This is a genomic window from Photobacterium arenosum, assembly GCF_014841115.1.
GTDB lineage: Bacteria > Pseudomonadota > Gammaproteobacteria > Enterobacterales > Vibrionaceae > Photobacterium > Photobacterium arenosum.
On the sequence record NZ_JACYTP010000009.1, the window covers coordinates 70,624 to 95,003 of the forward strand.

Annotated in this window: 30 protein-coding genes; 15 read left to right on the top strand and 15 right to left on the bottom strand. The window is 49.4% G+C overall.

Annotated elements, in window-relative coordinates; all coding sequences use genetic code 11:
• Positions 1 to 9 precede the first annotated feature (9 nt).
• The 12 genes from flgH to IFO68_RS14310 all read left to right on the top strand — a co-directional run bounded on the left by flgH (position 10) and on the right by IFO68_RS14310 (position 8,962).
• Positions 10 to 672, top strand: a complete 663-nt coding sequence (gene flgH / locus IFO68_RS14255; RefSeq protein ID WP_192016526.1) for a flagellar basal body L-ring protein FlgH — start codon at positions 10 to 12, stop codon at positions 670 to 672.
• 29 nt (positions 673 to 701) lie between these two features.
• The gene (locus IFO68_RS14260) at positions 702 to 1,793 is read left to right on the top strand and encodes a flagellar basal body P-ring protein FlgI (protein ID WP_225445250.1); all 1,092 of its coding nucleotides are present in this window, start codon (positions 702 to 704) and stop codon (positions 1,791 to 1,793) included.
• A 9-nt stretch (positions 1,794 to 1,802) separates the two neighbouring features.
• Positions 1,803 to 2,324 carry a rod-binding protein gene (locus IFO68_RS14265; protein ID WP_192016528.1) on the top strand — a complete coding sequence of 174 codons (522 nt, stop codon included), beginning with the start codon at positions 1,803 to 1,805 and terminating at the stop codon, positions 2,322 to 2,324.
• Positions 2,324 to 3,697: a flagellar hook-associated protein FlgK gene (gene flgK / locus IFO68_RS14270; protein ID WP_192016529.1), complete on the top strand. Its 1,374-nt coding sequence runs from the start codon at positions 2,324 to 2,326 to the stop codon at positions 3,695 to 3,697. The genes IFO68_RS14265 and flgK overlap by 1 nt, the downstream gene beginning before the upstream one ends.
• Before the next feature lie 9 nt (positions 3,698 to 3,706).
• Positions 3,707 to 4,606, top strand: a complete 900-nt coding sequence (gene flgL, locus IFO68_RS14275; protein WP_192016530.1) for a flagellar hook-associated protein FlgL — start codon at positions 3,707 to 3,709, stop codon at positions 4,604 to 4,606.
• Positions 4,607 to 4,621: 15 nt separating this feature from the next.
• Positions 4,622 to 5,656 (top strand): flagellin, encoded by a 1,035-nt coding sequence (locus tag IFO68_RS14280; protein ID WP_192016531.1) that lies wholly within the window; start codon positions 4,622 to 4,624, stop codon positions 5,654 to 5,656.
• A 377-nt stretch (positions 5,657 to 6,033) separates the two neighbouring features.
• Positions 6,034 to 6,510, top strand: a complete 477-nt coding sequence (locus IFO68_RS14285) for a GNAT family N-acetyltransferase (RefSeq protein WP_192016532.1) — start codon at positions 6,034 to 6,036, stop codon at positions 6,508 to 6,510.
• Positions 6,511 to 6,572: 62 nt separating this feature from the next.
• Positions 6,573 to 7,046 carry a GNAT family N-acetyltransferase gene (locus IFO68_RS14290; protein ID WP_192016533.1) on the top strand — a complete coding sequence of 158 codons (474 nt, stop codon included), beginning with the start codon at positions 6,573 to 6,575 and terminating at the stop codon, positions 7,044 to 7,046.
• A 144-nt stretch (positions 7,047 to 7,190) separates the two neighbouring features.
• Positions 7,191 to 7,550, top strand: a complete 360-nt coding sequence (locus IFO68_RS14295) for a DUF805 domain-containing protein (protein ID WP_192016534.1) — start codon at positions 7,191 to 7,193, stop codon at positions 7,548 to 7,550.
• A 24-nt stretch (positions 7,551 to 7,574) separates the two neighbouring features.
• Entirely contained in the window at positions 7,575 to 8,117 is a 543-nt protein-coding gene (locus tag IFO68_RS14300; RefSeq protein WP_192016535.1) for a DUF4157 domain-containing protein, read from the top strand.
• 81 nt (positions 8,118 to 8,198) lie between these two features.
• Positions 8,199 to 8,528 (top strand): DHCW motif cupin fold protein, encoded by a 330-nt coding sequence (locus IFO68_RS14305; protein ID WP_192016536.1) that lies wholly within the window; start codon positions 8,199 to 8,201, stop codon positions 8,526 to 8,528.
• Between the two features lie 29 nt (positions 8,529 to 8,557).
• Positions 8,558 to 8,962 carry a DUF1801 domain-containing protein gene (locus IFO68_RS14310; RefSeq protein ID WP_192016537.1) on the top strand — a complete coding sequence of 135 codons (405 nt, stop codon included), beginning with the start codon at positions 8,558 to 8,560 and terminating at the stop codon, positions 8,960 to 8,962.
• A gap of 66 nt (positions 8,963 to 9,028) precedes the next feature.
• Here the strand turns inward: IFO68_RS14310 and IFO68_RS22005 are convergent, their stop codons facing one another.
• Entirely contained in the window at positions 9,029 to 9,163 is a 135-nt protein-coding gene (locus tag IFO68_RS22005; protein WP_272872731.1) for a hypothetical protein, read from the bottom strand.
• Between IFO68_RS22005 and IFO68_RS14315 the strand changes: the two genes are divergently transcribed.
• Positions 9,162 to 9,524, top strand: a complete 363-nt coding sequence (locus IFO68_RS14315; RefSeq protein ID WP_192016538.1) for a VOC family protein — start codon at positions 9,162 to 9,164, stop codon at positions 9,522 to 9,524. The genes IFO68_RS22005 and IFO68_RS14315 overlap by 2 nt on opposite strands.
• Positions 9,525 to 9,622: 98 nt before the next feature.
• Entirely contained in the window at positions 9,623 to 9,940 is a 318-nt protein-coding gene (locus IFO68_RS14320; protein WP_192016539.1) for a DUF4144 family protein, read from the top strand.
• A gap of 79 nt (positions 9,941 to 10,019) precedes the next feature.
• Here IFO68_RS14320 and IFO68_RS14325 read toward each other — a convergent pair whose 3' ends face one another.
• From IFO68_RS14325 to IFO68_RS14385, 13 genes are all read right to left on the bottom strand, one after another.
• Complete coding sequence (locus IFO68_RS14325) at positions 10,020 to 10,625, bottom strand: hypothetical protein (protein WP_192016540.1); 606 nt, start codon at positions 10,623 to 10,625, stop codon at positions 10,020 to 10,022.
• A 188-nt stretch (positions 10,626 to 10,813) separates the two neighbouring features.
• Positions 10,814 to 11,401 carry a bactofilin family protein gene (locus IFO68_RS14330; RefSeq protein ID WP_192016541.1) on the bottom strand — a complete coding sequence of 196 codons (588 nt, stop codon included), beginning with the start codon at positions 11,399 to 11,401 and terminating at the stop codon, positions 10,814 to 10,816.
• Positions 11,305 to 12,255, bottom strand: coding sequence for a peptidoglycan DD-metalloendopeptidase family protein (locus IFO68_RS14335; protein WP_192016542.1), 951 nt, complete (start codon positions 12,253 to 12,255; stop codon positions 11,305 to 11,307). The genes IFO68_RS14330 and IFO68_RS14335 overlap by 97 nt, the downstream gene beginning before the upstream one ends.
• A 135-nt stretch (positions 12,256 to 12,390) precedes the next feature.
• Positions 12,391 to 12,702, bottom strand: a complete 312-nt coding sequence (locus tag IFO68_RS14340) for a hypothetical protein (RefSeq protein ID WP_081669253.1) — start codon at positions 12,700 to 12,702, stop codon at positions 12,391 to 12,393.
• 61 nt (positions 12,703 to 12,763) lie between these two features.
• On the bottom strand, positions 12,764 to 13,729 hold the full coding sequence (locus tag IFO68_RS14345) for a flagellar motor protein MotB (RefSeq protein WP_192016543.1): 966 nt from the start codon (positions 13,727 to 13,729) through the stop codon (positions 12,764 to 12,766).
• Positions 13,729 to 14,586 (bottom strand): flagellar motor stator protein MotA, encoded by an 858-nt coding sequence (gene motA, locus IFO68_RS14350; RefSeq protein ID WP_027252369.1) that lies wholly within the window; start codon positions 14,584 to 14,586, stop codon positions 13,729 to 13,731. The genes IFO68_RS14345 and motA overlap by 1 nt, the downstream gene beginning before the upstream one ends.
• A 15-nt stretch (positions 14,587 to 14,601) precedes the next feature.
• Complete coding sequence (locus IFO68_RS14355) at positions 14,602 to 15,330, bottom strand: FliA/WhiG family RNA polymerase sigma factor (RefSeq protein WP_192016544.1); 729 nt, start codon at positions 15,328 to 15,330, stop codon at positions 14,602 to 14,604.
• Between the two features lie 7 nt (positions 15,331 to 15,337).
• On the bottom strand, positions 15,338 to 15,811 hold the full coding sequence (locus tag IFO68_RS14360; protein WP_192016545.1) for a flagellar basal body-associated FliL family protein: 474 nt from the start codon (positions 15,809 to 15,811) through the stop codon (positions 15,338 to 15,340).
• Between the two features lie 15 nt (positions 15,812 to 15,826).
• Positions 15,827 to 16,933 carry a flagellar hook-length control protein FliK gene (locus tag IFO68_RS14365; RefSeq protein WP_225445238.1) on the bottom strand — a complete coding sequence of 369 codons (1,107 nt, stop codon included), beginning with the start codon at positions 16,931 to 16,933 and terminating at the stop codon, positions 15,827 to 15,829.
• The gene (locus IFO68_RS14370; RefSeq protein ID WP_192016546.1) at positions 16,933 to 17,238 is read right to left on the bottom strand and encodes a hypothetical protein; all 306 of its coding nucleotides are present in this window, start codon (positions 17,236 to 17,238) and stop codon (positions 16,933 to 16,935) included. Before IFO68_RS14370 ends, IFO68_RS14365 begins: the two co-directional genes overlap by 1 nt.
• Positions 17,231 to 17,620 carry a flagellar export chaperone FliS gene (fliS, locus tag IFO68_RS14375; protein WP_192016547.1) on the bottom strand — a complete coding sequence of 130 codons (390 nt, stop codon included), beginning with the start codon at positions 17,618 to 17,620 and terminating at the stop codon, positions 17,231 to 17,233. Before fliS ends, IFO68_RS14370 begins: the two co-directional genes overlap by 8 nt.
• A gap of 12 nt (positions 17,621 to 17,632) precedes the next feature.
• Positions 17,633 to 18,973: a flagellar filament capping protein FliD gene (gene fliD / locus IFO68_RS14380; RefSeq protein ID WP_192016548.1), complete on the bottom strand. Its 1,341-nt coding sequence runs from the start codon at positions 18,971 to 18,973 to the stop codon at positions 17,633 to 17,635.
• Between the two features lie 413 nt (positions 18,974 to 19,386).
• Complete coding sequence (locus IFO68_RS14385) at positions 19,387 to 20,916, bottom strand: M28 family metallopeptidase (protein WP_192016549.1); 1,530 nt, start codon at positions 20,914 to 20,916, stop codon at positions 19,387 to 19,389.
• 824 nt (positions 20,917 to 21,740) lie between these two features.
• On the opposite strand from IFO68_RS14385, the gene IFO68_RS14390 reads away from it, so the two are divergent.
• Entirely contained in the window at positions 21,741 to 22,838 is a 1,098-nt protein-coding gene (locus IFO68_RS14390) for a hypothetical protein (RefSeq protein ID WP_192016550.1), read from the top strand.
• Positions 22,839 to 23,158: 320 nt separating this feature from the next.
• On the opposite strand, the gene IFO68_RS14395 is transcribed toward IFO68_RS14390, so the two are convergent.
• A complete protein-coding gene (locus tag IFO68_RS14395) occupies positions 23,159 to 24,115 on the bottom strand; it encodes a transposase (protein WP_192016551.1) in 957 nt (318 codons plus the stop codon).
• Positions 24,116 to 24,380: the final 265 nt, after the last annotated feature.

The window sequence follows — 24,380 nt, forward strand, 5'->3', positions numbered from 1 at the left end:
GGAAATCCTATGAAGTGGCTGATTCCATTTCTCATGGTGTTATTGACAGGGTGCACCATGCGCCCTGAATTCTCCACACCAGAACCCGATGATGAAGCCTTCGCGCCACCGGTACTGGATTACTCTTTGCCGGAAGCGTCTGACGGCAGTCTTTATCGCAACAACTACATGATGACCTTGTTTCAGGATCGCCGTGCTTACCGGGTAGGTGACATTCTCACCATAGTGCTGGACGAAGAAACCCAGTCGAGCAAAAAAGCCAATACCCAGTTTTCCAAAGACTCAGAAGTTGGCATCAGTGCGCCGGTATTTGGCAATTACACCGCAGACAACTTATCGGCCAGTGTGGATGCCAGCCGCGGCTTTGATGGTTCATCGCAAAGCTCGCAGGGCAACAAATTGAAAGGGGCGATTACAGTGACGGTGAACGCCGTGCTACCTAACGGCGTGCTGCGTATCCGCGGGGAAAAATGGCTGCGTCTCAATCAGGGCGATGAATTTATCCGCCTGTCAGGGATTGTGCGGGTCGATGACATTAACCGCTTGAATCAGGTGTCTTCGCAACGTATCGGTGATGCGCGTATCACCTATTCTGGCCGCGGAGCACTGGCTGACAGTAACTCAGCCGGCTGGCTGACTCAATTCTTTACTAGCCCATGGATGCCGTTCTGATGAAATCGTTCAAAACCCTATTGCTGTTTATGGCAGTGGCGCTTTGGGGAGCTCACTCTGTCTCTGCCAACGCCTCCATTGCTATGCCTATTATGGATTTAGTGGATGTGCAAGGCATCCGTGGTAACCAGCTGGTGGGCTATGGTCTGGTCGTTGGTCTTGATGGTACGGGTGACCGTAACCAGGTGAAATTTACCAGCCAGTCTGTCACCAATATGCTGCGCCAGTTTGGTGTGCAGATCAGCGAGGGCACCGATCCTAAGCTGAAAAACGTGGCGTCAGTCAGTGTGACTGCGTTTATCGATCCAATGGCAGGGAAAGGCCAGACAGTGAATATTGTGGTGTCATCCCTGGGTGATGCCAAAAGCTTACGCGGCGGGACATTGCTGCTGACGCCTTTGCGGGGCGTGGACGGCGAAGTCTACGCGGTGGCACAGGGCAACGTGATTGTCGGCGGCGCCAGTGCTGAAGGTCTGAGTGGCTCGAAAGTGACCATTAACACCCCAACAACGGGGCGTATTCCGAACGGCGCCACACTGGAGCGAGAAATCCCGACTGATTTCAATCAAAAGCCCAATATCACGCTCAACCTGCGTACCCCGAGTTTCACCACCGCGAAAAACATTGCCCGCGCCGTCAATAACACCTTTGGTTCGGGTGTGGCTACGGCTATCAATAAGGCCAAAGTGGAAGTGCTGGCCCCTATGGATACCCAGCAGCGCGTGACCTTTATGTCGATGCTGGAAGAGCTGGTTGTCCAAGAAGGCCGTCGTCCGGCCAGAGTCGTGTTCAACTCCCGTACCGGTACTGTGGTGGTCGGCAAAAACGTGACAGTCAGCGCCGCAGCCGTCAGTCATGGCAGCCTGACAGTCACCATTCGTGAAATGCAGTCTGTCAGCCAGCCAAACGCCTTTGCCGACGGTGAAACCAAGGTGGTGAATAACTCGCTGGTCGATATCAGCCAGGACGAAGCACCTATGTATATCTGGCCGGAAGGTACTGAACTGAGCACGATTGTCGATGCGGTGAACAGTCTGGGGGCAACGCCGGATGATCTGATGTCAATTCTGCAGGCCCTGCATGAAGCGGGTGCGCTGAATGCTGAGCTGGTGGTTATTTAAGGAGTGGCAATGAAAATTGATGGTCAGGCTAACGCCATGCTGTATCACGATAACAGTGCAGTGAATAACCTGAAGTTTCAGGCTGATAAAAAACAGGCCCTGCATGAAGTGGCCGGTCAGTTTGAAGCCATGTTTCTGCAGATGGTGCTGCGCCAGATGCGCAGCAGCAGTGATGTACTGGCAGCGGAAGACAACCCGTTTTCGAGTAAAGAACAAGGCGTTTTTCGCGACTTCTATGACGGCCAACTGGCGATGGACATGGCGAAGCGACAAAGTGCCGGCATTGCCGACATGCTGGTTAAGCAACTTAGCCCGCATGACAGCAGCGATTCGGCGCTCAGCCGTGACAATCTGGCGGCCAACAGCCCGTCGCTGGCACCGGAGGCGGGCAAATTTAACACCGCCAGTGAGCAGGTCGCCCTTGATAAAGAACAGCTTCCGGCTACTCAACGAGTGACTGCCATTAACAATATGGCGTTTCAGCAGCCGCTAATTTCCAGGATTGATGCGAAAATGGAGCACGGATCTTAATGAGCATAATCAACATTGCATTAACCGGTTTGAATGCAAACCGTGCTGGCCTTGATGTTACCGCGCAAAATGTCGCTAACGTGAATACGCCGGGTTACAGCCGTCAGCAGGCGCAGTTTGCTGCGCTCGGTCCCAGTTCTGCACTGGGCACCAGTGCAGGTAACGGTGTGGAAGTCACCAGTATTCGCCGTATATCCGATGAATTTGTAGTGAGACAAACCTGGGCGACCCAAAGCCAGGCGTCCTATTCTTCACGTTATCTCAGCAATATGTCTCAGCTTGAGAACGTGATGGGGGCAGACAGCTTTAACATCGCCAAAGGTCTGGATAACTTGTACGCCGCCTTGAATGATGCATCGGTGAAACCCGAGTCAACGCCGCTGCGTCAGCAAATCATCAGTGAAGCAGATGCCCTGACGCGCCGTTTCAATACGCTGTCTGAGTCTTATTACTCCCAGCATAAAGATCTGAGTGAACAGCGCACGGCAGCGGTCGAACTGAGTAACAGCCTGCTGGTGAATATTGCCGATGTGAACAAGCGTATTGTTGAAATGAGCTCGACCAACGGCAACCCGTCTCAATTGCTCGATGAACGTGATGCACTGATTGGACAGCTGACTGAAATGATGTCCATCAAAACCAATAAGCAGCCGGATGGCAGTCTGCAGGTCACTCTGGCATCCGGTCAGCCGCTGGTGCTGGGTGATCAGGCCTCTCAGATCAAAGCCATTCCCGATCCGTCTGATCCCTATCTGGCCGACATGGAAATCGATTTTGCAGGCCAGCGTTTTCCAATTAACGGTAATATTGGCGGCGAGCTTGGCGCGATAGCTGATTATCAGGTAGAGACCCTGCTGCCTTTTCGTCAGACGCTGGATGAAATGGCCGTGGCGTTTGCTGATGCCTTTAACAACACCCTGGCCACCGGGCAGGATCTGAACGGCAATGCCGGCCAGCCATTGTTTACCTATGACCCGGCCAGCCCGTCTTCGAGCCTGAAGATTACCGCCTTGAAACCGGAAGAGCTGGCACTGTCTTCAGACGGTACTCCGGGTAACAGTGACGTGCTGACCGATTTAGTCGCTCTGAGCAACCAGACCTTTGCAATTACCGGTTACGGCAATATCGCTATCAGCGATACCTTTACTGCCATGGTAGGGGATACGGCGATCAAAGCACGCCAGGTCACCTCAGACGCAAAAGCGGCGGAAAACCTGAATGCACAAGCGATCTCAGTCAAAGAAAACCTGAGTTCAGTGAACAGCGATGAAGAAGCTGCCAATCTGATGATATTTGCCAATGCGTATCAGGCAAACATGAAGGTGATCAGTACGGCGAATAACCTGTTCGATACTGTACTGGCTCTGTTTTAAGGAATAATTATGCGTATCAGTGACACTCAATTCAGCCAGATGATGCTGAGCAGCCTGAGCAAAAACAATGTGGGTTTGGGCGAAGTGATGCAACAGATGTCGACCGGTGACCGTCTGACCAAATTGTCGGACGATCCGATTGATTCCATCAAGCTACTGAACCTCGGACGCGAAGGCAGCGCACTGACTCAGTATCAGGCTAATATCGCCAACGTGAAAACCACGCTGTCAAGTCAGGAAGCCTATTTAGACACGGCAAGCGATAGTTTAAAGAGTTTACGTGATCTTGTGCTATGGGGTTCAAACGGCACCATGACAGATGAAGATCGTCAGGGCATTATCACGGAAATGGAAAGCCTGAAAGAGGGCTTACAGGCGGTGTTCAATGCACAGGACGAGGAAGGCATTTATCTGTTTTCCGGCACCCAGACCGACACACAGGCTCTGACGGATACCGGCGCAGGTTACACCCTGAACGGCAATGCTGATAAGCGTCTGGTGACAGTCGCCAAAGGGGTCACGATGGAATCTAACGTGACGGCGCTGGAATTGCTGGATTTAGGTGGCGGTGCCACTGTCTTTCAGAAAATTGATGATCTGATTGCAGAGTTTCAGGCCCCGACGGCCAATTTCAGAACCGAAGTGGATGGCACCCTGGCTGCGATAGATACCACCTTTGGCAACGTGTTAGGCGCCATAACCGACATGGGCGGCCGCCACAATAACCTGGATCTGATGTCAGACGGACACGCCGATAACAAACTGTTCGTTGATAAAGTGGAAGGCGACCTGAAAAACCTGGATTACGCGGAAGCGTCTGTACGTTTGAGCAATTATCTCTCGGCACTTCAGGCATCACAGGCCAGCTTTACCAAGATTAACGATCTGTCATTGTTTGATCGCTTATAAGGAAGAGAGAACACTATGGTGAACTCTACTGCAGAGATTCGGCAACAGTCGATTTCACTGCTGAAAAATGACAAGGCAACAATTTCACCACCGGCACCCGCCGGTGGCTCTGTTTCCGCTGTTCAGGACACGGCACCGGCGCAACGCCCGGCTGTTGTAAAAGGCGGATACACGGCAACCAGCGAGTTATTCTCGCAGGGCCAGCAACAAGTGACCCGGGGTCAGATTGCGTATCAGAGTCTGGTCAGCGTGGGCCGTGATCTACAGGGGATGAAAAAAATCCTCACTCAGATGCTGGGCAGTTCGACCGCGATTACCCAAGGCCGTGTGGACCAGCTCCAGCGCCACCATAGCCACATACAGCAAACGCTGAATGGCAGTCGGTTTGATGGTGAACGGGTGCTGGACAGTCAGCTTCAGTTTCAGCCCAAAGGCGATCCCAAGCAAAGCTTTACGGTGAACGGGCTGAACCTGGTACGCCAGCGACAGCAGAGTGAGCAGCTTCACCTGACGGTACAGGATCGCGGCACGGCGCTGCTGACCTTTGATGCCTCGCAAACCGATCGCCAGCTGACCCAGCAAATAGACAAAGCAGTCATTCCGCTCGGTCTGCGGGCGGCTGCCACAGAAAGCGGCGATGTGATCTTCTCAACCTCTCAGTCGGATTTTCAGACCTTAGGCCAGCATGTCACCATCAGCGGGCAGGGCCACCGTTACCCGGCCGGTCAGCCGAATCGCATTAAAGTGCAGCCCGAGCCACAGGGCATTGAAAGTATCTCCCTGAAACTGGCAGACGGTGAACAAATTCGCCACACCATGCGCCATGTCAATCAGGGGTTGCAACAGATCCAGAAAGGGCTGGATCAGTTGAGAAACTTCCAGGCCGATCTGGACTCGAAAGTCGGCAAGGCGATGGCCGGCCAGTCTGCTGAGCGCATTGATACCAAGCTGCAATCGTTGCAGGACACCCGCTCCTTTGCTGCCGCCTTCCAGGTGGTATCAGCCCAGGCGAACGTTCACCGTCATACTGTGGTTGCTTTGTTGAAGTAGCGACTGTTTTGTTGAAGACACTAGTGAAAGGAAGCTCAGCTTCCGCCTGAGTGGATAAGTTTTCCCACCATACTGAATAACGGTCTGCACAGCAGGCCGTTCTTTTTTCATAGGCAGTGTATCTGCCTGCACAAAAATCTGTGCAAAGCCACAGATATGCATGTAAACACATGATATTTAGTGAAACTTCACTCATATCAAAATATGATGCTTGCCTTAAATAATACCTACCATCAAAACGCTAAACCCACTTCGTGACTTGATTGTCAGGGGCGGTAACATGTCTGGCAATGTCTATCGGAAACGGCACTGCGGTACCGAGCTGGACGGCGCGGTGGTGCAGGAAATGTTATGCGTACAACTTAGGAAGCAAATTTATGATCACAATCCGAAAGGCGATTAAGTCAGATGTTCAGGCAATTTTCGATCTCAGAAGTCGTGCGATTCTTGACCAATGTTCAGCATACTATTCCTTAGAGCAGTTAGCATTGTGGACTCAGAGCGGAATAACGGACTCATTAATCCGGGACATTATCGAAACATTCTATGTTTCAGAAGCAGATGATCGAGTGATTGGTTGCGGTAAGCTTACTGCTGCTACGGGTATGGTCGATGCGATTTTTGTCGATCCTGATTACTTTGGTAGAGGTGCTGCAAAGCAAATGCTGGCATTTCTAGAGGAGTTAGGCAAACAACATGGCCTGTCATTGCTAAAGTTAGAATCGACGTTGAACGCAGCGCCTTTTTACCGCTCCTGTGGTTTTATTGGTGAGGCGCTTTCTACTTATCATTCTCCAAGAGGCGTGAGTTTGGATTGTATTCCAATGGAAAAACCCCTGACAAAATACGTATAACAGAGATGGGTAAGTGAGCGTTAACAGGACAGTCTCGTTATGAGTTTTCAGCGGAAATGAATATGGAAATTTTAGTCAAACATCTCGAACCAGGAAATAGTGAACATAAAAACCTATTTGAGTCTTTGTTCAGAGAGTATCTTTCCGGCTTTTCTGTAGCGTTTGATCCTGCAGTCATTGAACAATTGTTTGCGTTGTCCTATTTTCACGGTTTTATGAGCTTCATTGACGACAAGCCTGCAGGTTTTGCTGTTTGCTTTGAATCTTTTTCTACATATCGATTGCAGAGAGTCATGAACATTCATGACTTTATGGTTGCGAATCGCTGTAGAGGTAAAGGGGTAGGTAAGGCGCAACTTCATGCGATAGAGCAGTATTGTCGCGATAATCACTATCTGAAAATTACCCTGGAAGTGGCCGATGATAATATTGCTGCTAAAAAACTGTATAGCTCATGTCAGTACGAAGATTACAGGGTAGTTTTGAAAGGTCAGCAACATTGGCAGAAATATCTGAATAATCGGAAAAAGCATTAATTTAACCTGCAGCCCGTCGCCCTTAGCTGTGCATGAAAGCTGTTTGATTGCTAAGGCATGAACGATTTGCCTGTCATTTAAGCGTTTTCTCGGCACTTTATTGATAACGATGTTGATAAAAATAAGGGTTGGCAGGTGGCAGGTATGAGAGATTATTTCAGTGTGATCAAAAAATATGCGGATTCAGAAGGCAGGGCTCGTCGTCAGGAATATTGGATGTTCTGCCTGATGAATGCGCTGATAAGTTATCTGTTTTTTTTCATGGGTGAGGCCATTAACGATGATTATGCACTTTTCGCTGTGTATACCAGCCTGACTGTAATCCCTTCGCTCATGGTTACTGTACGCCGATTGCATGATACCAATCGTAGTGGTTGGTGGATGCTGGTTGCTTTTGTACCTGTGATTGGCGCAATCATTGGTCTCAGTGTCATGATGGAAGCAGGGACTTCGGGTGAGAATGACTATGGTCCAGACCCGAAAGCGGTGCCTGCTTTAATTTAATACGTGTAAAACAAGGAGAGTGACGTGTATCAGAAAGTCATCGTTTTAATTGCCGTCATCTTTGCTGTTTCTGGCTGTAAAGATCGTGATGAAATATATGCAAACCCACCGCAAGAGTTGCTTCAGCATGTGGAGACCTTGCTTCCTGCCGCAGAAAACTATGTTCGCGGCAATGAAGCAGAGGCATTGGAGAAGGGTATGCCATTGGATGCAAATCAGTTGAGGATTGCCTCCAGGGTTGGTTTGAAATCGCCGGAGAAAGTGCGTGTTTATTATGTCGATAAACTCCCTTTTCCTGATGATCCTGATCTGGCTGCGTTAGCCAAAAAGTATGGCTACAGTTCCCCTTTAACGGGTGCGTATACTTATGGTTACGGACTCTGGATTAAACGCTCAGAGAAAGACAATCAGGAGCTGCTGGCACACGAGCTCATTCATGTTCGTCAGGCAGAGCAGATGGGCGTAAGGGAACAGACTAAACAGTATTTACTACAATTGTTTATTTACGGCTATCGCGATGCGCCTATGGAGCTTGAAGCCTACCGTGAAGCCAGCCAGTATTTGTGAGCACTGAATCTGTGATGGTGCTGCTTCAGTCGATAGGTTATAGCAATGTTGAAATAATAATCAGGGAGTGATTGGAATTCTATGGAAATTAACGAGCTACTTTTTGAAACCACGGACTGGAATCAAATTACGCCTAGCGTACATGAAGGTGAGACGGGTGTTGCTTCTTGGAGAACCAAGCATTTCGGACAAATCAGGGTGCGGGTTGTGGAATATTCAGCGGGTTATCTTGCAGATCATTGGTGTTCAAAAGGACATATCTTATTCTGCTTGTCCGGTGAATTGACCACAGAATTAGATGACGGACGAATGTTCACTCTGAGCCCTGGGATGAGTTATCAAGTTGCCGATAATGCTGAGGCACATCGTTCTTCAACCGAAGTTGGAGCTAAGCTGTTCATTGTTGATTAGGGTGTCAATGCCACCATCAGGAAAAAGACATGGACGAGACAGTAAAAGCAAAGTTTGACAGTTATCCGGCTCACATTAAACCTGTGATGTTTAACCTGCGCAGTTTAGTGTTAGGTGTTGCTGAAAACCATGAACTGGGGAATGTTGAAGAAGCACTGAAATGGGGCGAGCCCAGCTATCAGGTGAAAGGGGGCAGCCCGGTCAGGATGAACTGGTCACCTAAAGATCCTGCACACTATTTTCTCTACTTTAACTGCAATACCCGGTTAGTGGATACTTTCCGTGAAGTGTACGGACACTCGCTGTCTTTACAGGGTAACAGGGCTATAGTCTTGAATGTTGCTGATCCTCTGCCAGCAGCGATTGTCAGTCATTGCGTCGAGCTGGCGTTCAATTATAAACGTCTGCGTCATTTGCCGCTGTTAGGTGTGTAACTTAAGGTAAACACTGATCCTCATCGTTGAGTATCGCAATGCAGTAACAGCAGCCCTTTTTGCAGACTATGCTAATGCATGCTCACGCTTGGTCGGTTTATCAGTGAAAACCTGAGTGTTTGCCAGTGTGAGTGTTTTACCGTCATAGTCTTTTAACCATCGGGTAACTTGTGCCGTCTGGTAAATAGGAGGATTCATCATGAAAGCTGTGTTTAAACCCGGCAACAATATTGCAATGAAGATACCTTCGCATGAGTATGAGAAAACGCTGAGTTTTTATCGTGATGTGATTGCCATTCCGGAACTGGCTCGTGAGAAAAACACGGATACGCCCCGGTTTCAGTTTGGCGATAAAACGCTGTGGCTCGATAACGTTCCGGGTATCAGCCAGGCTGAAATCTGGCTCGAAATTGTGACTGATGATATTGCCGCTGCAGCAGAGCACCTTGCGAGTCACAAGATTGCCCGATGTGATGAGATTGAACCTTTGCCGGAAGGATTCGCCGCATTTTGGGTTGCCAGCCCTTCGAATATTATTCATCTGGTATCGCAATCGGACTAAGCGTCGCTCCCGCAAATAACACCGGCTGGCTTGGTACTTGCCTGTTGTACCTGAATGCGGGCAATATGGGCGGATTGAACCAGCAAGGTGGATTATTCATGGTTGTTTGGCCCGCGGTGTTGAAATATGAGGGTGATCAGGAGCTGAGTGTTGTTGCTGATCGCCATACTTGGGAGTCGGATTCTGATTTGCATTGCTTTGGCTTTCAGCCGGGTGATGCGCTGATTGATTCAGCCGGGCAGGTGTTTCGTCTTCTGAGCCTGCGCCCTGGCGACACCAGCTTAGAAAAGACGGAACAGACAATGCGCCTTGATGAGATTGTTGAGATCATCAAAGCGCATCAGTCTTGTCTGGGAGCATGTTGTGCGGCTAAGGTGTCTTTTGCCTCTGTCGCAGAGGCTATCAGTGCTTTATAGAAAGCGCTCTTAAAAAAGTGCGATACAAGACAGTGCGATACAAGGTCCCGGCTAGCCGCACGCGCAGGGGCTGATTATTTTATTCCCAGCCAAATACCGCATCATAGGTTTGGCAATTACTGACCAGAGTTTCCGTATCTTCAAGGTAGAGCTGTTGCTCAGCCGATACCGGATAAGTCAGCCATTCTGAACACTGAGCACTCTGTCCGTTGCCGATCACCAGTTTGCTGCCTGGCTTCAGCTCACACCGTGTCATTTTGTCCAGCGGCGACCATTGGTAGCAGATTTCGTACCCAGCCCGGTATTGAGCCACTTTGCCGTTTGGCTGATTTGCCGCCCACCAGGCACCAAACTGGCTGTTCGGGTTGGTGCTGTTCCAGGCCCGAAAGACGGTCAGTGCTTCCCCTTCTTTCACTTCGTACACTTTTCCCTGACACAACTTGCCCTTAGTAGGCTGACCGAGAGAACTGGCCAGCAACTGGGGATCATCGACAAGGTTTAACTTACTGGCCCATGCCGCAGGCGGCTCTGTTGAGCCAATACAGGCACTGGCATCAAGAATGTCCTGAGTAGCGTTGGCGGGATTGGCCGTATCAGTTTGTGCGGTATCGCCCGGAGTTGATGTGCAGCCTGAGAGTGCAAAACTGGCAATAAAGATGGCGGTCAGGGTAAGCCTTGTTTTCATTTCATGATCCTTATGTATCCAACTGAATATGTACTGATTATCGTATCTTGATGATTGCTTTTCTGGACTAACTGAAAGTAAACGATGAATTTGAGAAGCAGATAACAGTTTTTAGCTGGCAGTCGGTCAGCAGGAGAGTGCGGAGGGAAAACAGAAATAACCGGAATGCTGGATTCCGGTTATGCCGTTTATTTTCGGGCGTTGGCTTGCTTTCTGGTATCAGTGACAGGCGCCGTCACTGCAGAAGCTGCTGGTTTCACTGGCGCTGCGTTTTTATCCGTAGTACTGGATGCCTCTGCTGATTTGAGCTGAGTTGGTGGTGTTAGTGGTGCGGTCTCTTTACCGCTTTCTTTCTTGCTGAGATCTGGGGAGGCCTCGGCGGCTTTTACCGGTTCTTCTTTATTAATAGTGACGACTTTTTCTTTATCAGCCGGGTAAGTCTGACCGTGGAAGCAACCGCCTCGCTCAATGCAAATATCATTAGTGTAAATGACACCTTTGGCTTTGCCTTTTTCCAGGATCTCAATGCTGTCGGCGTGGCAGGCTCCTTCATGCAGGCCGTTGATGACCACTTTGCTGGCAAAGATCTCGCCAGACACACGGCCCGTTGCACTTATCGATAACGTTTGTTCGGTACGAATACGTCCTTCGATGTAGCCATCAACCTGGATATTACCGCTTAGTTCGATATCTCCTTTAAAGGAACAGCCTTGTGCAATGATAGTTGCAGTTGAGTGCTTGCTTGTGCTTCCAGCACTTTTACTAAAGAGTCCCATTGGATGCTCCTCTCATGGTTAAACAGATAGTCAAAGTTGTCGGGTCCCCAGTTGATAAAATACTTGGGATTCAAAGCCCGACCCAGAAAACGGACCTCATAATGGAGATGGGGGCCAGTCGAGGTACCACTGTTGCCTGATAATGCAATCAAATCGCCTTTTCTGACGAAATCACCGGTTTTGACTTTGAATGCTTTCAGGTGCGCATACAGAGTCATGAATCCATAGCCGTGGTCAATTTTCATTAAATTGCCGTAGCCTTTTTTACTCGGTCGTACCAGCTCTACCACGCCATCGGCAGGGGAGTGCACTGATGTTCCCGTGTGTCCACTGAGATCGATACCCAGATGACGACGCTTGTTACCGTAAACCGGATGGTTACGCGAGCCGTATGAGGAAGAAATACGCCGGTATTCCATAGGGCTACCGTTAGGTATTACTTTCAGCATGGCGACACGTACCGCCGAGTTCAGTGCAGCTGTATCCAGACGGGTATCCAAAGGTTGTTCCCCTTCGCTTTCAATACCCAAAACGTTTTCCAGCTCATTCACGCGGCCAGAAATCTGCTCCAGTTCATAGCGCCTGTCAGCCAGGTTTTGCTCCAGCGACTGCCGGTCGCTTTCCAGATTAAGAATTTCATCTTTCAGTTCATTGGCATGCTGGTTTAACTGCGATTTTTCCTGTTGTGTCTGATCAACAGCATTCCATAAATACTGAATCGAAAATGCCATGACCACGACGGCGACGATGAACAACAGCAGGGTTGCTATCAGGTTCCGTCGTAAATACTTACCCAATTGAAAATGGTAAGACCCGTTAATCGTTGATATCGAGATAGTGAGTTGATCTTTCATTACGCTAAGCTCATTCGCTTTCTCTAATGCATTAGGCGACAAACTGGATGCAGGATTAACCTTTGCCGGGAAAAGAAGATGTAAAACTGTGCTCCCTGGCATAAGTTCATTAAACGTGTCCTGCTGCCGGTTCTATTACGCAATGAGAAAGAAAAAATACAGAAATAGAATAAAAGCCAGCAATATCGCGGCGAGAGTAGGGTAGATAATGTAGAAATCACCGCTACGTCGTGCGCGTTTGAAACACAGATAGGAAAGCAGTCCGTTGTAGCCTAAAAGCAATAAACTGATTGTCGTCCCTGTATTCAGTGTCATGCTGTGCATCCTCAGCAAAAAATGGCTGAGCAGAAAATAATCCAGCACTATGAGCCAGAGAAATAACTTTTGCAGACTGTCCGGTCGACGTTCACTTGGGACAATTGCGGAAGAAGATGCAGCTCTTTTCATGGGTTAACTTCGCTAAAGTTCTCCAGGTGGCAAAGGGATAATCCCTTTGCCGGTTACTCAATTAAGACGCTTCAATGTAGTCCTGACGGATAACAGGCTGATTAAATTCTGCTTTCTCACGGGCCTGCTGTATCACAGGACCGTCATCGTTAGCCGGTGGCCCTTTGAACAGTGTTTCCACCATTCGGGCAGCCACTGATGTGAGGACAAACAACTCAATACGTCGGTTTTCGCTGGCTTTCGGTTCTTCAGGGTTCAGCGGCGCACGATCAGCCATGCCAGCAACCTGCAAGACATGATTTTCAGGCGCTCCGCCGACAATCAGAGTCTGGCGAGCTGCATTGGCGCGTGAAGCCGACAGCTCCCAGTTTGATCTTTCGCTGAAAGTGCCGCTGTAACGAACCGCATCTGTGTGGCCACTGATAATCAGCGGATTCTGAATCTTCTGGAAAATGGGGGCCAGTGCCAGTAATAAATCCTCAAAGAAAGGCGTCAGCTCGCTGCTTCCCCGGTGGAACATGTTCTGGCGGAAGTCGTCCTGCAAGACAATGCGAAGTCCTTGCGGCGTCACATCGACATGCACGTTTCCTTCTGCTGAAACCTGCTTCGCCAGTTCCTCAACCACTTGCGCCAGTACTTTCAGTTGTTCCTGAGTTTCATATGTACCCTGAACCAGTGCATCAGTTTGTGAACCATCGCCATTTCCGTCGTAGAAGGAGGTGACAGTCACAGCAGCATCATGCGAGCTGAGGTCCGCCGCTTCACCGCCCAGATCGATAGGAGACAGGCTGGTGGAGGTATTAAACGGATTACCTGAAGCCTGATCGAACAAACTGGAGCTGTTGAGATAAGCAACGATCGCTTGGCGTTCTGTCTTGTCGACAATGGCCAGGATCCACAGCACAAGAAACAGCGCCATCAGGGCGATCATGAAGTCGGCAAATGCGACTTTCCATGCCCCTCCATGCCCTGCTTCATGCGAATTGCGGCGTGCTCGTTTGATGATGATCTGATCGTGCCGTTGCATTATGCCTCCTGCTCAGACAGCCATTTTTCCATGTCATTGAAGCTTGGCTTCACATCGAGCTGAATGTGTTTACGACCAGCATCTATGGCCAGCAGAGTAGGCTTCTTGGCCACATAAGCGACCAGTGTGGCCCGGACACATTCAAAGGCGGTCATGTCACGTTTAACACGTTGCGACATGGCATTACTGGCCGGGTCAAGCACACAGTAACAACCGAAAATACCGAGGAATGTCCCCACCAGTGCGGCGGCAACTTTGTAGCCAATTTGCGCGATAGAGCCGTCGATGAACTGCATAGTGATAATGATGCCCATCACTGCCGCCAGAATCCCGAAGCCTGGCAGGGCCTCAGCTGTACGGTGCAGTGAACGAGAAGGCAGCAGAAGGTCATCTTCAATGGCCATGATTTCCTGCTCCAGCAGAGCTTCCAGCTCATGGGGTGACATCTGGCCCATGGCCATTAGTCGCAGGTTATCAGTAATGAAAGCCACCAGGTGGCTGTCGTCTTTGACCAGCGGATAACGTTCGAAAATCTCGCTGTTTTGAGAATCTTCTATGTGGCTGTCCAGTGATTTGAAACCACCGTTACGTATGGTTTCCAGCAACAGTTGCATCAGACCCATCAGCTGCATGTAGTATTCTTGCTCGTTTTTGCGGGGCTTCATTATCTGGCGAAACTGAATACGCATTTCACGAATAACATGTGGTGGGTTGCCTATGATGATAGAGCCCAGTGCAGCGCCGGTAATAATAAGAATTTCAGCAGGCTGCCAGATGGCCATCAAGGTACCGCCGGCCCATAGGTAACCGCCGAAAACACACAACAGAATGACGATTGCGCCGGTAAATTTTTGCATGTCAATTTGCTCCTATCAGCAAAGATATTGATTCAGTTGTTTCAGTGCCTGCTTATGAAGCTGGCATACACGAGGCGGTGTCAGGTTCAGCACCAGTGCAATTTCGTGCAGGTTCATATCATGTTGATAGAACAGGGTCAGCAGAAGCTGTTCACGCGGTTTGAGCTTGCCAAGCGCCGCCGATAGCGTACGGCGAATATGTTCATGACGAACCGATTCACCGCCGTCATGGTTCATCGAAAAATCGGAACCGCTTTCAAGTAATTGATCCAGGCTTTGCATTTCGCTGGCCATAGAGGCATTCAGGCGCTGCAGATAATCTGCCTGATCCGTGCCTAACGCTGCGATGATTTCGGCCTCCGATGGCTGGCGGCCGAGTTTTTTCATTAAGTCGCGGGTAACGTCATTCAGTTCATGCGCCTGCTGACGGGTTTGGCGCGAGCGCCAGTCAAGACGGCGCAGTTCGTCGAGAATGGAACCGCGGATCCGGCATACGGCAAAAGACGGGAAATTGGGGTCTTCTACGTTACCGTAACGACGACCTGCTTCCAGCAGTCCCATCAGACCGATTTGCTGCATATCTTCCAGACTGCAGTGGGTGCTGACATGACTGCGTAGCTGATTGACAACACGTTTGACTAAGATCAGGTGATCACGGATCAGCTTATCTTCGTTCACTACCGGGTTGTTACGCCCGGTGTCGTGTTTTTTCTCGTACTCTTCAGTCGGGTTGATATCTAGCATAGGCGCCTCACTGAATCACATATTTGGTCAGCAATACATTGTCGATGGCGCGGGCATAACGTGTCTGACTGAAAGCGTTCAGCAATGTACCTTTGACTTCATCCTGAAGCTCTTCAATCGTCCGTTGGTTCTGCAGTTGCTCATAGGTTTTATTGCTGAAGAGTTTGAGCAGGGCATTGCGTACAACCGGCATATAGTTATCGATACCTTCAATCGCTTCTGCGTTACGTGTTTCCAGCGCCAGTTCCATCATGATGAAGTGCGTTTGACGCTCGCCTTTCACCGACAAAACCAGTTTTTCCAGCGGATGGAAAATAGGATCGGTATTCTCTGGTTGGCTAAAGGGGAGACTGAAACTGGCACCGCCTTCGCCCTGATGACTTTTGACGTACCAAAGGGTACCGCCAACACTGGCAGCTGCGACCAGTACGCTGGTGATCAGCATGATGATAATGATCAAGACGAGATTACGCTGGGTCATGTAAATGGCTCCTCATCAGGCTCTGGTTGATAACCAATGGCCTGAATCTGTTGTTGTTATCTGGCTGTCATCAGCCTGATTGTTGGCAAAAATAACGGGTTGTGAGTCTTCTTGTGTATGCTCTTGCTGCTGACCCTGACGGCCATCACCGACATTGACATCAACATGAACAAAATTCTGTTCCTGTAACTCGGCTCTCAGCCGCTCAGACACCTGAACCAGCGCATCACGGACGGCCGACTGGCTGGCATGGATTTGAACACTGAGACGATCGCCATCCATACGAACGGTTAAATCCAGCTTGCCCAGGTCAGGCGGATCCAGACGAATGCGTGCTTCCTGCAAATTCTGGCTGGCCTGCAATTGCACTCTGTCCTGCAGTACCTGGATCATTTGCTCTCCCCATTTACCTTGCTGGCTCTGAGGGAGTTTGACACTGGCCCATTCTACGGGAGCCGCGGCGTTTTGAGCCTGTTGGGATGAACCGGATTGCAAGGCTGCAGAGTTAGCGGCACCGTCTGCAGACAGTCCTGCGATCAGGGTTTGCAGAGAAGGGGCTGTGCCGGCGCTGCGGGATTCAACTAATCCTGTTAACGCGAGATCCTGCTGAGCCGGTGACTGGCTGCGTTGCTGCAGCAGGGCAGTAAAGCGAGCGTTGTCGGCTGACTGTGTACTGACAGCCTGGCTGTCTGTCGGTGCGGCGGGTGTTGCGGTAGCGCCGGATTGCATCAAGCGCGTTTCTCGCATGCCGGTATTCGCGGACGTTGAAATGGCGTTTTCTGAGGTACCGACCGCCGCTCCGGGCGCCCCGGTATTGGTTGCCGAGCTTGCTCCCAGCTGCTTTTCGGCCTGCGCCAGCAGATTGGCAATGATGTCCGCTGCCGCGGCGGGAGACAGTACCGGATTGCTGTCCGGCTGCTGGTCTGACAGTTCGGCAGCATCGGCCGTGTAAGAGGTCTCAGTAATGGCTGCTTCCTGTTTGTCAGTGGCGGCATTGGATTGCAGCGTGTCACTGAAGTTAGAAGCAGTGCCATCATTGGACGGTTTGACTTTGCCGGAAAGCATGTCCGCCGACTCGTTGTCACTGTTAGCCAGTTTGGAATGTGAGACGATAGTGTTCATTAAAGCTCCATATTCATGGCCATTTGATATGCCAGAAGTCCTTCTTTTCCTTCACCGACGGCATTCATGTCTTGCTGTAACTTTTCTTTCGCTGCATTGACCGCAGCGATGGCTGCCTGATGACTGCTTTTCAAATGGGCAAGCGCCTGAAGATAATCTTCAGTCAGCTGAGTCCCTTTCAGATTCCGCAGTACTTTTTGTAACGTCTGGTCAAGTTGCTGAAGGCGAACCCAGTCGCTATCAGTCACGGTGCGGTCAAGATGCTGTCTGAGAGTCACGAGCTGGCTCACTGTGATGTTAGACATGCTGACCAAAACCTTCCCATCCCTCACGGACGTTAGTCATGACATTTTCCACCGTTGCCAGGTGTTCGACTTTGTTCTGGGAACTGGCCTTAAAGAGCTCGCTGATGCAAAACTCGTAAAGGTCGTGAAGATTGGCAGCCAGCTCGCCACCTGCTTCAACATCCAGCGCACTGTCGAGACCAATCAGGATGTTCATGCACTTACTGATGCCTTTCCCTTTGGCTTCCAGACGGTTGGATTCGATGTGACCTTTGACCCGGACGACTTCATCCAGCAGGCCGTCAATCAGCATGATCACCAGTTGGTGAGGATTTGCTGATGCGGCCTGGGCATCCAGATCGACGCTTTGATACGAATCAAAGCCCGAGTTTTGCATTAGCATGGGTTAACTCCTTTAAATCGCGAATAATCCGCTTGTTTGCTGCATTTGTGTCATCAACTGGTTCATCTGAGTGAACTGGGCGAGATAACGGTCGTAAGACATCTGGTACTTGCGCTCCAGATTGGACATTTTGTCGTCAATACGGCTGATATTTTGCTGAAGGCTGTCTTTGCGGTTTTTGAAGACGCCATCAGAGAACGACAGGTAAGGTTTAATTGTTGCTTCCAGCGAGTCGAACAATTTATCGGTGCCGTTGAACATTTCGTTCAGTGCTGCCGGATCAGCGGCCTGGGCGGCTTCGAACTTGTCATTGTCGATTGCCAGTTTGCCGTTTCGGTCAATACTGACACCTACTGAATACAAGCTCTGGCCGTTGTAAGACTGACGGAAAATACTGCTGATCTGGTTTTCCAGAGAACGGATGGTGCCATCACCGGCCAATGGGCCACGTTTTTCATCTTTTGAACCGACCTTGGTGTATTTGTCGATTTCAGACATCAGCGCGTTATAGGCATCCACCATTTTATTCAGTTGTTCTTTGGTGGCTTCTTTATCAGAACCTACAGTGATACCGATTGGCTGGTCACCACTGGTTTGCGCTTTAGTAACGGTCAGATCAACGCCGTCAATCACACCTTCAAAGGTATTGGAGCTGTTGGTCAGTTTCAGGCCAGTGCCTTCCGCACCCAGCCAGATCACCGCATCTTTAGGTGTGCTGATATCCGTGCTGTTGGCAAAAGCGTTTTCGAAGTTGGCATCACCTGTACCTGTCACGTTGACAGACACTGTATTGGCGACACCGGTTTCCTTGCCGGACAGCATGAAGTGGGTTTCGCCGTTGGCGCGAACCAGTGAGGCGTTCACACCCGGGTTGTTTTCATCAGTATTGATAGCGGCGACCAGTTCCTGAAGGGTGGCAGTGCCATCGCTGTCAGTGTCCACGGTCGCCAGATCAAGCGTCATGGTATTGCCATCCATGGAGATAACCATACTACCTGCAGCAGGAATGGCTGTGTCGGCTGTGGTACCTGCGCCTAAATCAACACCCATCTGATGAGAGGTCGCGATTTGCTCGACAAATACCTGATACTCACCCGCCAGCGCGCTGGCATTGACACTGGCACTGATGTTGCCTTCCTGCGAGAAAGTGGCACCATTTTTTACCACGCTGTCATTCAGGCCATTCATGTCTTCTACTGCAGTTCGGAATGTCCGTAACGCAGTTTCAACTTTGCCGTAAGCAGAAATCTGGCTTTGGTATTTATCAGCCTGAGTCTGAAAACGTTGCTGAAACGGCTGAATCTCATAGGTGGCCAGCTGTGTTGCCATACTGATCGGATCGATGGAACTCATGGAAAAACTCCTCTATTTATGACTACTAAAGCAATTAGTGTGCCACTTCGTTAATTGGTTGAAATTATTGGAATTGTCATGGTTTTTCCACGTAAAGCGGAAGCTGGATTTCCGATCGGGTTTCCGCTTTGTCTTCCGTCTGGCAGTGATTGCTTCCAGATGGAAACTGCTCCGCTTCAGCAGGAAACAGACAGGTGAAGCCAACTCGCTTTGCAGGATCACCTTGTCGCCTATGCAACAATCCCTATGAAGTAGGGCGGCGAATTGGTTGGGGTCATTAAGAAGTGCAACGGGAAATCAGGGACAGGGGGGAGAGCTAACGATAAAGAACCGGAAACCCGGGTTTCCGGTAACCTTGGTGGGATAAAATATCAGGGGGAAACATCCCCCTGTTGCTGGTGAGTCAGCGCAGACTACTGCGTTGACGCCTTAAGTGTCACCCCAGAAAACTGGCGATAGCCATCCAGCATGATGGAGTAAGTGCCCGGTGTGGCCCCGGCAAAGGTACAGACTTCGTTATTTCCGTTCCGGTATGGACGGCAATCCCAGTTTTGCTTGCTGGCCTCCGAGCCAAATGACACATAGAGATCAACATCCCCCGAACCACCGGATGTGCTGATCTGCAGTGTTTTCTGAGCGGGCAGCTCGAAGCTATACCGAATCTGACTGCCGGTTGCACCGGACAATCCGTTAACCGGTACGCCATCTTTGAGCTCGTTACCTGTCGGCGGCGGTGGGGTTCCGCCTGTAGCATTGGCCATTTCAATGGCGTAGGCGAGACCCAGCTTAGTGAACTTCACCGCATGTGAACCTGTGGGATCTGAGTTCTGCAGCGTGTCGTTCGGTGTGTGGATCATAGGGTTGTAGTCGTTGAATTTTGCTTCAAAGGGCATAGCTGCAGAATAACCGGCTTTATGCCATGAAGCGTGATCTGAACAGGCATAGCCGCAGGTGTCGAACCCGTAGGTTAAGCTTGGCAGATATTCATCAACCAATTGGCTCAGGAAAGTGGTCAGATTACTGTCTGTGTAATCAGTAATAAACACAATATCTTCAACCGAGCCTTTGTAGTTGGTCATGTCCAGCTGCAGAGCAGAGATAACCTTTTTGCCTTCCGCTTTATATTGGTTGGCCAGATCCTGTGAGCCACGTAATCCCACTTCTTCCGCAGCATAAGCCATAACGGCAATACTACGTTTAGGCTGGAAATTGTTTTCCGACAGCACGCGAATAATTTCCGTTACGCTGGCGATGCCGGATGCATCGTCATCGGCGCCGGGCGCAATACTCTGCTCATTGGTATGCGAGCCGATGGTGGAGTCCAGGTGACCGCCCAGTACGATCCATTCATCCGGCTTTTCTGATCCTGTTATTGTGAATACGACAGATTTCTGGTTGTAACCAAAGTGCGAAACTTGCTTAACGCTGGCATTGGGCAACGAAGCACTCAGCGAACGCCATTCACTGGCCAGCCAGTCAGATGCTTGCGCACCTGAAGTGGTGGTATAAAAACGGTTGATGAAGCTGGTCAGTGAACTGATTGTGCCGGTAATGGCTTGTGAACTTACCTGAGGCAACCAGGCATTGACTGTGTCTTGCTGGCTGATGTCAGGAATCTGAAAAACCGCGAGTGACTGCGGTATATTGCTGGCGGCAATGGCACTTTCTGCCGAGGAATGGACCATGTATCCGCCGCAGCGCTGATGGTCCTCATGCATGTGGTGCGATAACTCAGCCAACTGGCTGTAATCCACTTGTCCTACCCACACCGGCCCGCTGCTGGCCAATGACTCTGGCAATATAGCTTGCGCTTTGTGCTGCATGACAGATTTCACTGTCTGGCTGGCATCCGACCCGATGGATATCCAGACTTTGTCCTCAGCATATGCCTGACTGCAGACAGCTGAAATGAGTAAAGCCAATAACGTTGTTGTGTTTTTCATATTCTCCTCCCTGGAGATTTTTGTTAAACCAACAAAACTTAGGCCAGTTTGGATGGAAAGCGAAAGTATCCTTTTTCATCAATGCGTAACGCAGGGTTGTCACAAAACTATCAATAAAGTGTTCGGCGCCGAGGGAGAATGAAATATTCATGATGAACTGCTTAGTTACGGCGTTTCATTAACGTTATGCGCAGAAATTTCGGGTAGATATGGAGAAAAATATTGTTGAGATTGATTGATATTAGATTTCAATTTTGCGAGCTATGCGGAAAAGCACAATGCTGTTGAGTGCAACCTCCTCTCGGACAGTTGTGACTGAAAAGGGACTTAAATGGACTTAAAAGGACAGTCACCTTTAGAGCCATATCAAGGTAATTTTTTGTTTTTAAACACCTATCAACATGTCTGAGGTGATGTAATAAATTTGAGTCCGATTGTTTTGAACTGTTAGTTTTTGCGGGAATGTTGGAGATGTCTGCACATTGCACCTGATGCAACCTGCACATGAACCGTCGTTCTGGTATCACTGAAATTGAACTGATGCCGAGTTGAGTTTACGCGTTTGCGGCGAAATGCGATCTGCCATAGAGTTTGTGAAGTAGATTGAATTGCAATTATACGCATACTGCGTTTAGGCTTTATTGTAATTTTTTGTTTGTCAGGCATACCAGGCATGCAAAAAAGCACTTGTTTTATTCCTCTATGGTATTCACTCGGAAGATTTAACCCTGCTATATAGCTTTCAACTCAAAGTACGTATCGCGGGTGTTCTTTGTCTTTCAGGTAAATGCTCAGGCATCGTTTCGGTGAAACGGAGGCTGGGCATGACAATCACGTTTAAGGAGAGTTACGTGGAGCAATACGCTTACTCAGTTCAATTTAATAAGATCGAATGTATTTCAAAGACCAACGAAGGTTCAGCACACGATGAAGTGTACTTTGAAGTACGGACCTATTCGAATCCGTCAAATCCTGATGAGTTCGAGCGAAAATACTATTACCACGACAGCCCACTGGAAATGAATCCATCCAATGAGGACGGTCATCGGAATGTTGATATTGTGGTTCCGGCCAGTGGCTTGCACAAGATTGAATTCCAGCTCTGGGAGCGGGATAAATCAGATATGAGCAAAGGAAAGGACGATGACCTCGGCACGATGACGATTACGCGTGACACAGCGAAAGTCACGACGTCCGACATTTGCAATGAAATTGATCAGCCCTCACATGATAAATACGGCAAGTACAATATCTATTGGCGGGTGATGAACAAACCTCTGCCAAGTCTGCGCGTGCTTGGGATTTACTGTGAAAAACAATCCTGTGGCTGTAATAAAGAAGTGATTGATACCGTTGCTGATTATACCTCTCAGGCGGAAGCTGCGGCAGCTGAAGTGTTAGGTGAAATCAAAACGCCAAAGGCACAGCTGATGTCTGATGCCTTTAATGCTGCCTCTTACGTGATCAAGTTTGAGGCGGCGTTGATCGAATGGCTTGCGAAAATCATTGAAGGCGATGATGACGTGTATATCCAGCATCTTGACGATGCGCAAAGCGATCCAACGGGTGGTGCCTTCTGGCCGGAGTCGGGGTCGAATATCAAAATGACGGACGAAGACCAGTTCGCTTTTGTTGAAAGCGAATCCTATTACTATCGATTCCCGCTGGACCGTGGGCCAGTCACAATCAAAATCCGTGACAGAGACCCAATCAAGAAAGACATCGATCTGGGAGCACTGACGATCGACGAGAGTCAGTATAATACGTTGAAGGATTTGGGGGCTCAGGTGGTTGTCCTTTCCGGGATGGGAGATACGAAGGCAGGAGAGCAGGGCGCGATTTACTATCTTTGTTACAGTGTGGGTGAAGAAGATTACGCGAAAGCGCCGACACCTGAAGCACAGGGATACGCGACGGCCTAATTCCTCAATCACCCGAAAAGAAATGAAAAGAGCGCTTCAAGCGCTCTTTTTTTTCATGAAAATCGGGCGGGCTTAAAGGGACAGTCACTTTGGGTTACAAGGACAGTCACAATCGGCCTTTTGGGTCATCGGCCTGAAAAAGGTAGTGTGCTTTGTGTTGATTTCACCGAATTGCTGTTAAAAGCATCTTAATAATATTGATTTACAGTTGTTGATAGCAACAGCGGCTCTTCTGTCTCTGGTCTGATTTTCAGGAGAGTGTAGCGTACATATGACATTCAATGTGTTGTGTGCAGAGAGTTCAGTGTAGCGGGTCAGGATTATGGAATTTGTAAAGCGGTTCGCCGTTGCCTGTTAAACTTGGGTAATGCTGTTTGAATTGCAGCTGCAGAACCAATGAGTGTGCATTTTTTTATATTTGTACAAACATCCAGCCACGAATCAGCCTTGATACCAAGTCGCTCAAGGATAGGAAGCTGAGCTGATTGTATATGTCCGGACTTATCTCCTCTGACTTGTTGTCCTGTCCAATCAACCAGTTCAAGATAATCTGCCAGGCTAAATGGCAGTCCTTCCGGCATATCGTTTCGCGGATTACCGGCGAAGGGAAAAAGAGATGGGGCCGTTATCTGATCTTTCCGATGCGATTCTATGCGTGCTTTCACTGAAGTGAAGCTGGAGGCTTCTGGTGTGTCTGCGATTCCGGCTCGTATGGGGTTTAGATCAACGTATGCCATTGCAGCAGCCAGGGCTTTTTCATCCAGCAATGCCTGGCTTTTGAAACGTCCTTCCCAAAAGTGGCCGGTGCAGTTATCTTCACGATTAGCTTCGCTTGCTATGTATTGATTCAGCAGGCGCATGAACCAGCTGATGGAACAGAGTCTTTCCCGCCAGGTCTGGATGATGGCCAAGCAAGCATTTTGCTCGATCTCAGATAAGTTTTCGCTTTTTAAGAACCGTTGAATCAGCATGGGAGCACGATGTATGGTGAGCCAGCGATCAATGACTTCGTGATTTGATAAGCGATAAGCCTGATCTTTGTTGATATGCAGAACGACATGGTAATGATTGCTCATGATGGCGTAAGCACAAACATCAACACAGAATACACTGGCAATCCGTTTCAACCGTTTTTCAACCCAGCCCCGCCGGTGTTCATAGCTGGTTTGGGTAAGTTCGTCATATCCGCACAGAAATGAACGCCGAACACAGCGGGAAACACAATGGTAATAGGGCGTTGCTTCTACACTAATGAGTTGGCTACGTGCTGTTGTCATTGGTAATGATTGATTGATACTGGATGAATTCACAGTATATGTATTTGAGCGCAGACGAAAGGGAGAAGTTCAGAATTTCGGGCCAGGTACGAAAATCATGAAATTGATGAAGTTGTATTTTTCTTAATGTGCCTGTCCTTGTAGGAATGATGTGTAGGAGAATGACTGATAGGCTGGCTGCGTGCTGCTGTTTCGTAATATGTCTGTCCTGATAAAAATGGAGTTACTGGTTAACATGCCTGTCCTGATAGGAGGCTCATGTGTC

Excerpts from the sequence above, each read along its gene's own strand:
- IFO68_RS22005 (WP_272872731.1), bottom strand. The coding sequence starts at position 9,163 with ATGATGAATCCTCCTATTTACCAGACGGCACAAGTTACCCGATGGTTA.
- IFO68_RS14355 (WP_192016544.1), bottom strand. The coding sequence starts at position 15,330 with ATGCTAGATATCAACCCGACTGAAGAGTACGAGAAAAAACACGACACC.
- motA (WP_027252369.1), bottom strand. The coding sequence starts at position 14,586 with ATGCAAAAATTTACCGGCGCAATCGTCATTCTGTTGTGTGTTTTCGGC.
- fliD (WP_192016548.1), bottom strand. The coding sequence starts at position 18,973 with ATGAGTTCCATCGATCCGATCAGTATGGCAACACAGCTGGCCACCTAT.
- IFO68_RS14290 (WP_192016533.1), top strand. The coding sequence starts at position 6,573 with ATGGAAATTTTAGTCAAACATCTCGAACCAGGAAATAGTGAACATAAA.
- flgL (WP_192016530.1), top strand. The coding sequence starts at position 3,707 with ATGCGTATCAGTGACACTCAATTCAGCCAGATGATGCTGAGCAGCCTG.
- IFO68_RS14285 (WP_192016532.1), top strand. The coding sequence starts at position 6,034 with ATGATCACAATCCGAAAGGCGATTAAGTCAGATGTTCAGGCAATTTTC.
- IFO68_RS14365 (WP_225445238.1), bottom strand. The coding sequence starts at position 16,933 with ATGAACACTATCGTCTCACATTCCAAACTGGCTAACAGTGACAACGAG.
- IFO68_RS14340 (WP_081669253.1), bottom strand. The coding sequence starts at position 12,702 with ATGAAAAGAGCTGCATCTTCTTCCGCAATTGTCCCAAGTGAACGTCGA.
- IFO68_RS14310 (WP_192016537.1), top strand. The coding sequence starts at position 8,558 with ATGGACGAGACAGTAAAAGCAAAGTTTGACAGTTATCCGGCTCACATT.
- IFO68_RS14265 (WP_192016528.1), top strand. The coding sequence starts at position 1,803 with ATGAAAATTGATGGTCAGGCTAACGCCATGCTGTATCACGATAACAGT.
- IFO68_RS14370 (WP_192016546.1), bottom strand. The coding sequence starts at position 17,238 with ATGTCTAACATCACAGTGAGCCAGCTCGTGACTCTCAGACAGCATCTT.
- IFO68_RS14345 (WP_192016543.1), bottom strand. The coding sequence starts at position 13,729 with ATGCAACGGCACGATCAGATCATCATCAAACGAGCACGCCGCAATTCG.
- fliS (WP_192016547.1), bottom strand. The coding sequence starts at position 17,620 with ATGCTAATGCAAAACTCGGGCTTTGATTCGTATCAAAGCGTCGATCTG.
- IFO68_RS14295 (WP_192016534.1), top strand. The coding sequence starts at position 7,191 with ATGAGAGATTATTTCAGTGTGATCAAAAAATATGCGGATTCAGAAGGC.
- IFO68_RS14395 (WP_192016551.1), bottom strand. The coding sequence starts at position 24,115 with ATGACAACAGCACGTAGCCAACTCATTAGTGTAGAAGCAACGCCCTAT.
- IFO68_RS14330 (WP_192016541.1), bottom strand. The coding sequence starts at position 11,401 with ATGGGACTCTTTAGTAAAAGTGCTGGAAGCACAAGCAAGCACTCAACT.
- IFO68_RS14390 (WP_192016550.1), top strand. The coding sequence starts at position 21,741 with ATGACAATCACGTTTAAGGAGAGTTACGTGGAGCAATACGCTTACTCA.
- flgK (WP_192016529.1), top strand. The coding sequence starts at position 2,324 with ATGAGCATAATCAACATTGCATTAACCGGTTTGAATGCAAACCGTGCT.
- IFO68_RS14280 (WP_192016531.1), top strand. The coding sequence starts at position 4,622 with ATGGTGAACTCTACTGCAGAGATTCGGCAACAGTCGATTTCACTGCTG.
- IFO68_RS14320 (WP_192016539.1), top strand. The coding sequence starts at position 9,623 with ATGGTTGTTTGGCCCGCGGTGTTGAAATATGAGGGTGATCAGGAGCTG.
- flgH (WP_192016526.1), top strand. The coding sequence starts at position 10 with ATGAAGTGGCTGATTCCATTTCTCATGGTGTTATTGACAGGGTGCACC.
- IFO68_RS14360 (WP_192016545.1), bottom strand. The coding sequence starts at position 15,811 with ATGACCCAGCGTAATCTCGTCTTGATCATTATCATCATGCTGATCACC.
- IFO68_RS14335 (WP_192016542.1), bottom strand. The coding sequence starts at position 12,255 with ATGAAAGATCAACTCACTATCTCGATATCAACGATTAACGGGTCTTAC.
- IFO68_RS14315 (WP_192016538.1), top strand. The coding sequence starts at position 9,162 with ATGAAAGCTGTGTTTAAACCCGGCAACAATATTGCAATGAAGATACCT.
- IFO68_RS14325 (WP_192016540.1), bottom strand. The coding sequence starts at position 10,625 with ATGAAAACAAGGCTTACCCTGACCGCCATCTTTATTGCCAGTTTTGCA.
- IFO68_RS14385 (WP_192016549.1), bottom strand. The coding sequence starts at position 20,916 with ATGAAAAACACAACAACGTTATTGGCTTTACTCATTTCAGCTGTCTGC.
- IFO68_RS14305 (WP_192016536.1), top strand. The coding sequence starts at position 8,199 with ATGGAAATTAACGAGCTACTTTTTGAAACCACGGACTGGAATCAAATT.
- IFO68_RS14260 (WP_225445250.1), top strand. The coding sequence starts at position 702 with ATGGCAGTGGCGCTTTGGGGAGCTCACTCTGTCTCTGCCAACGCCTCC.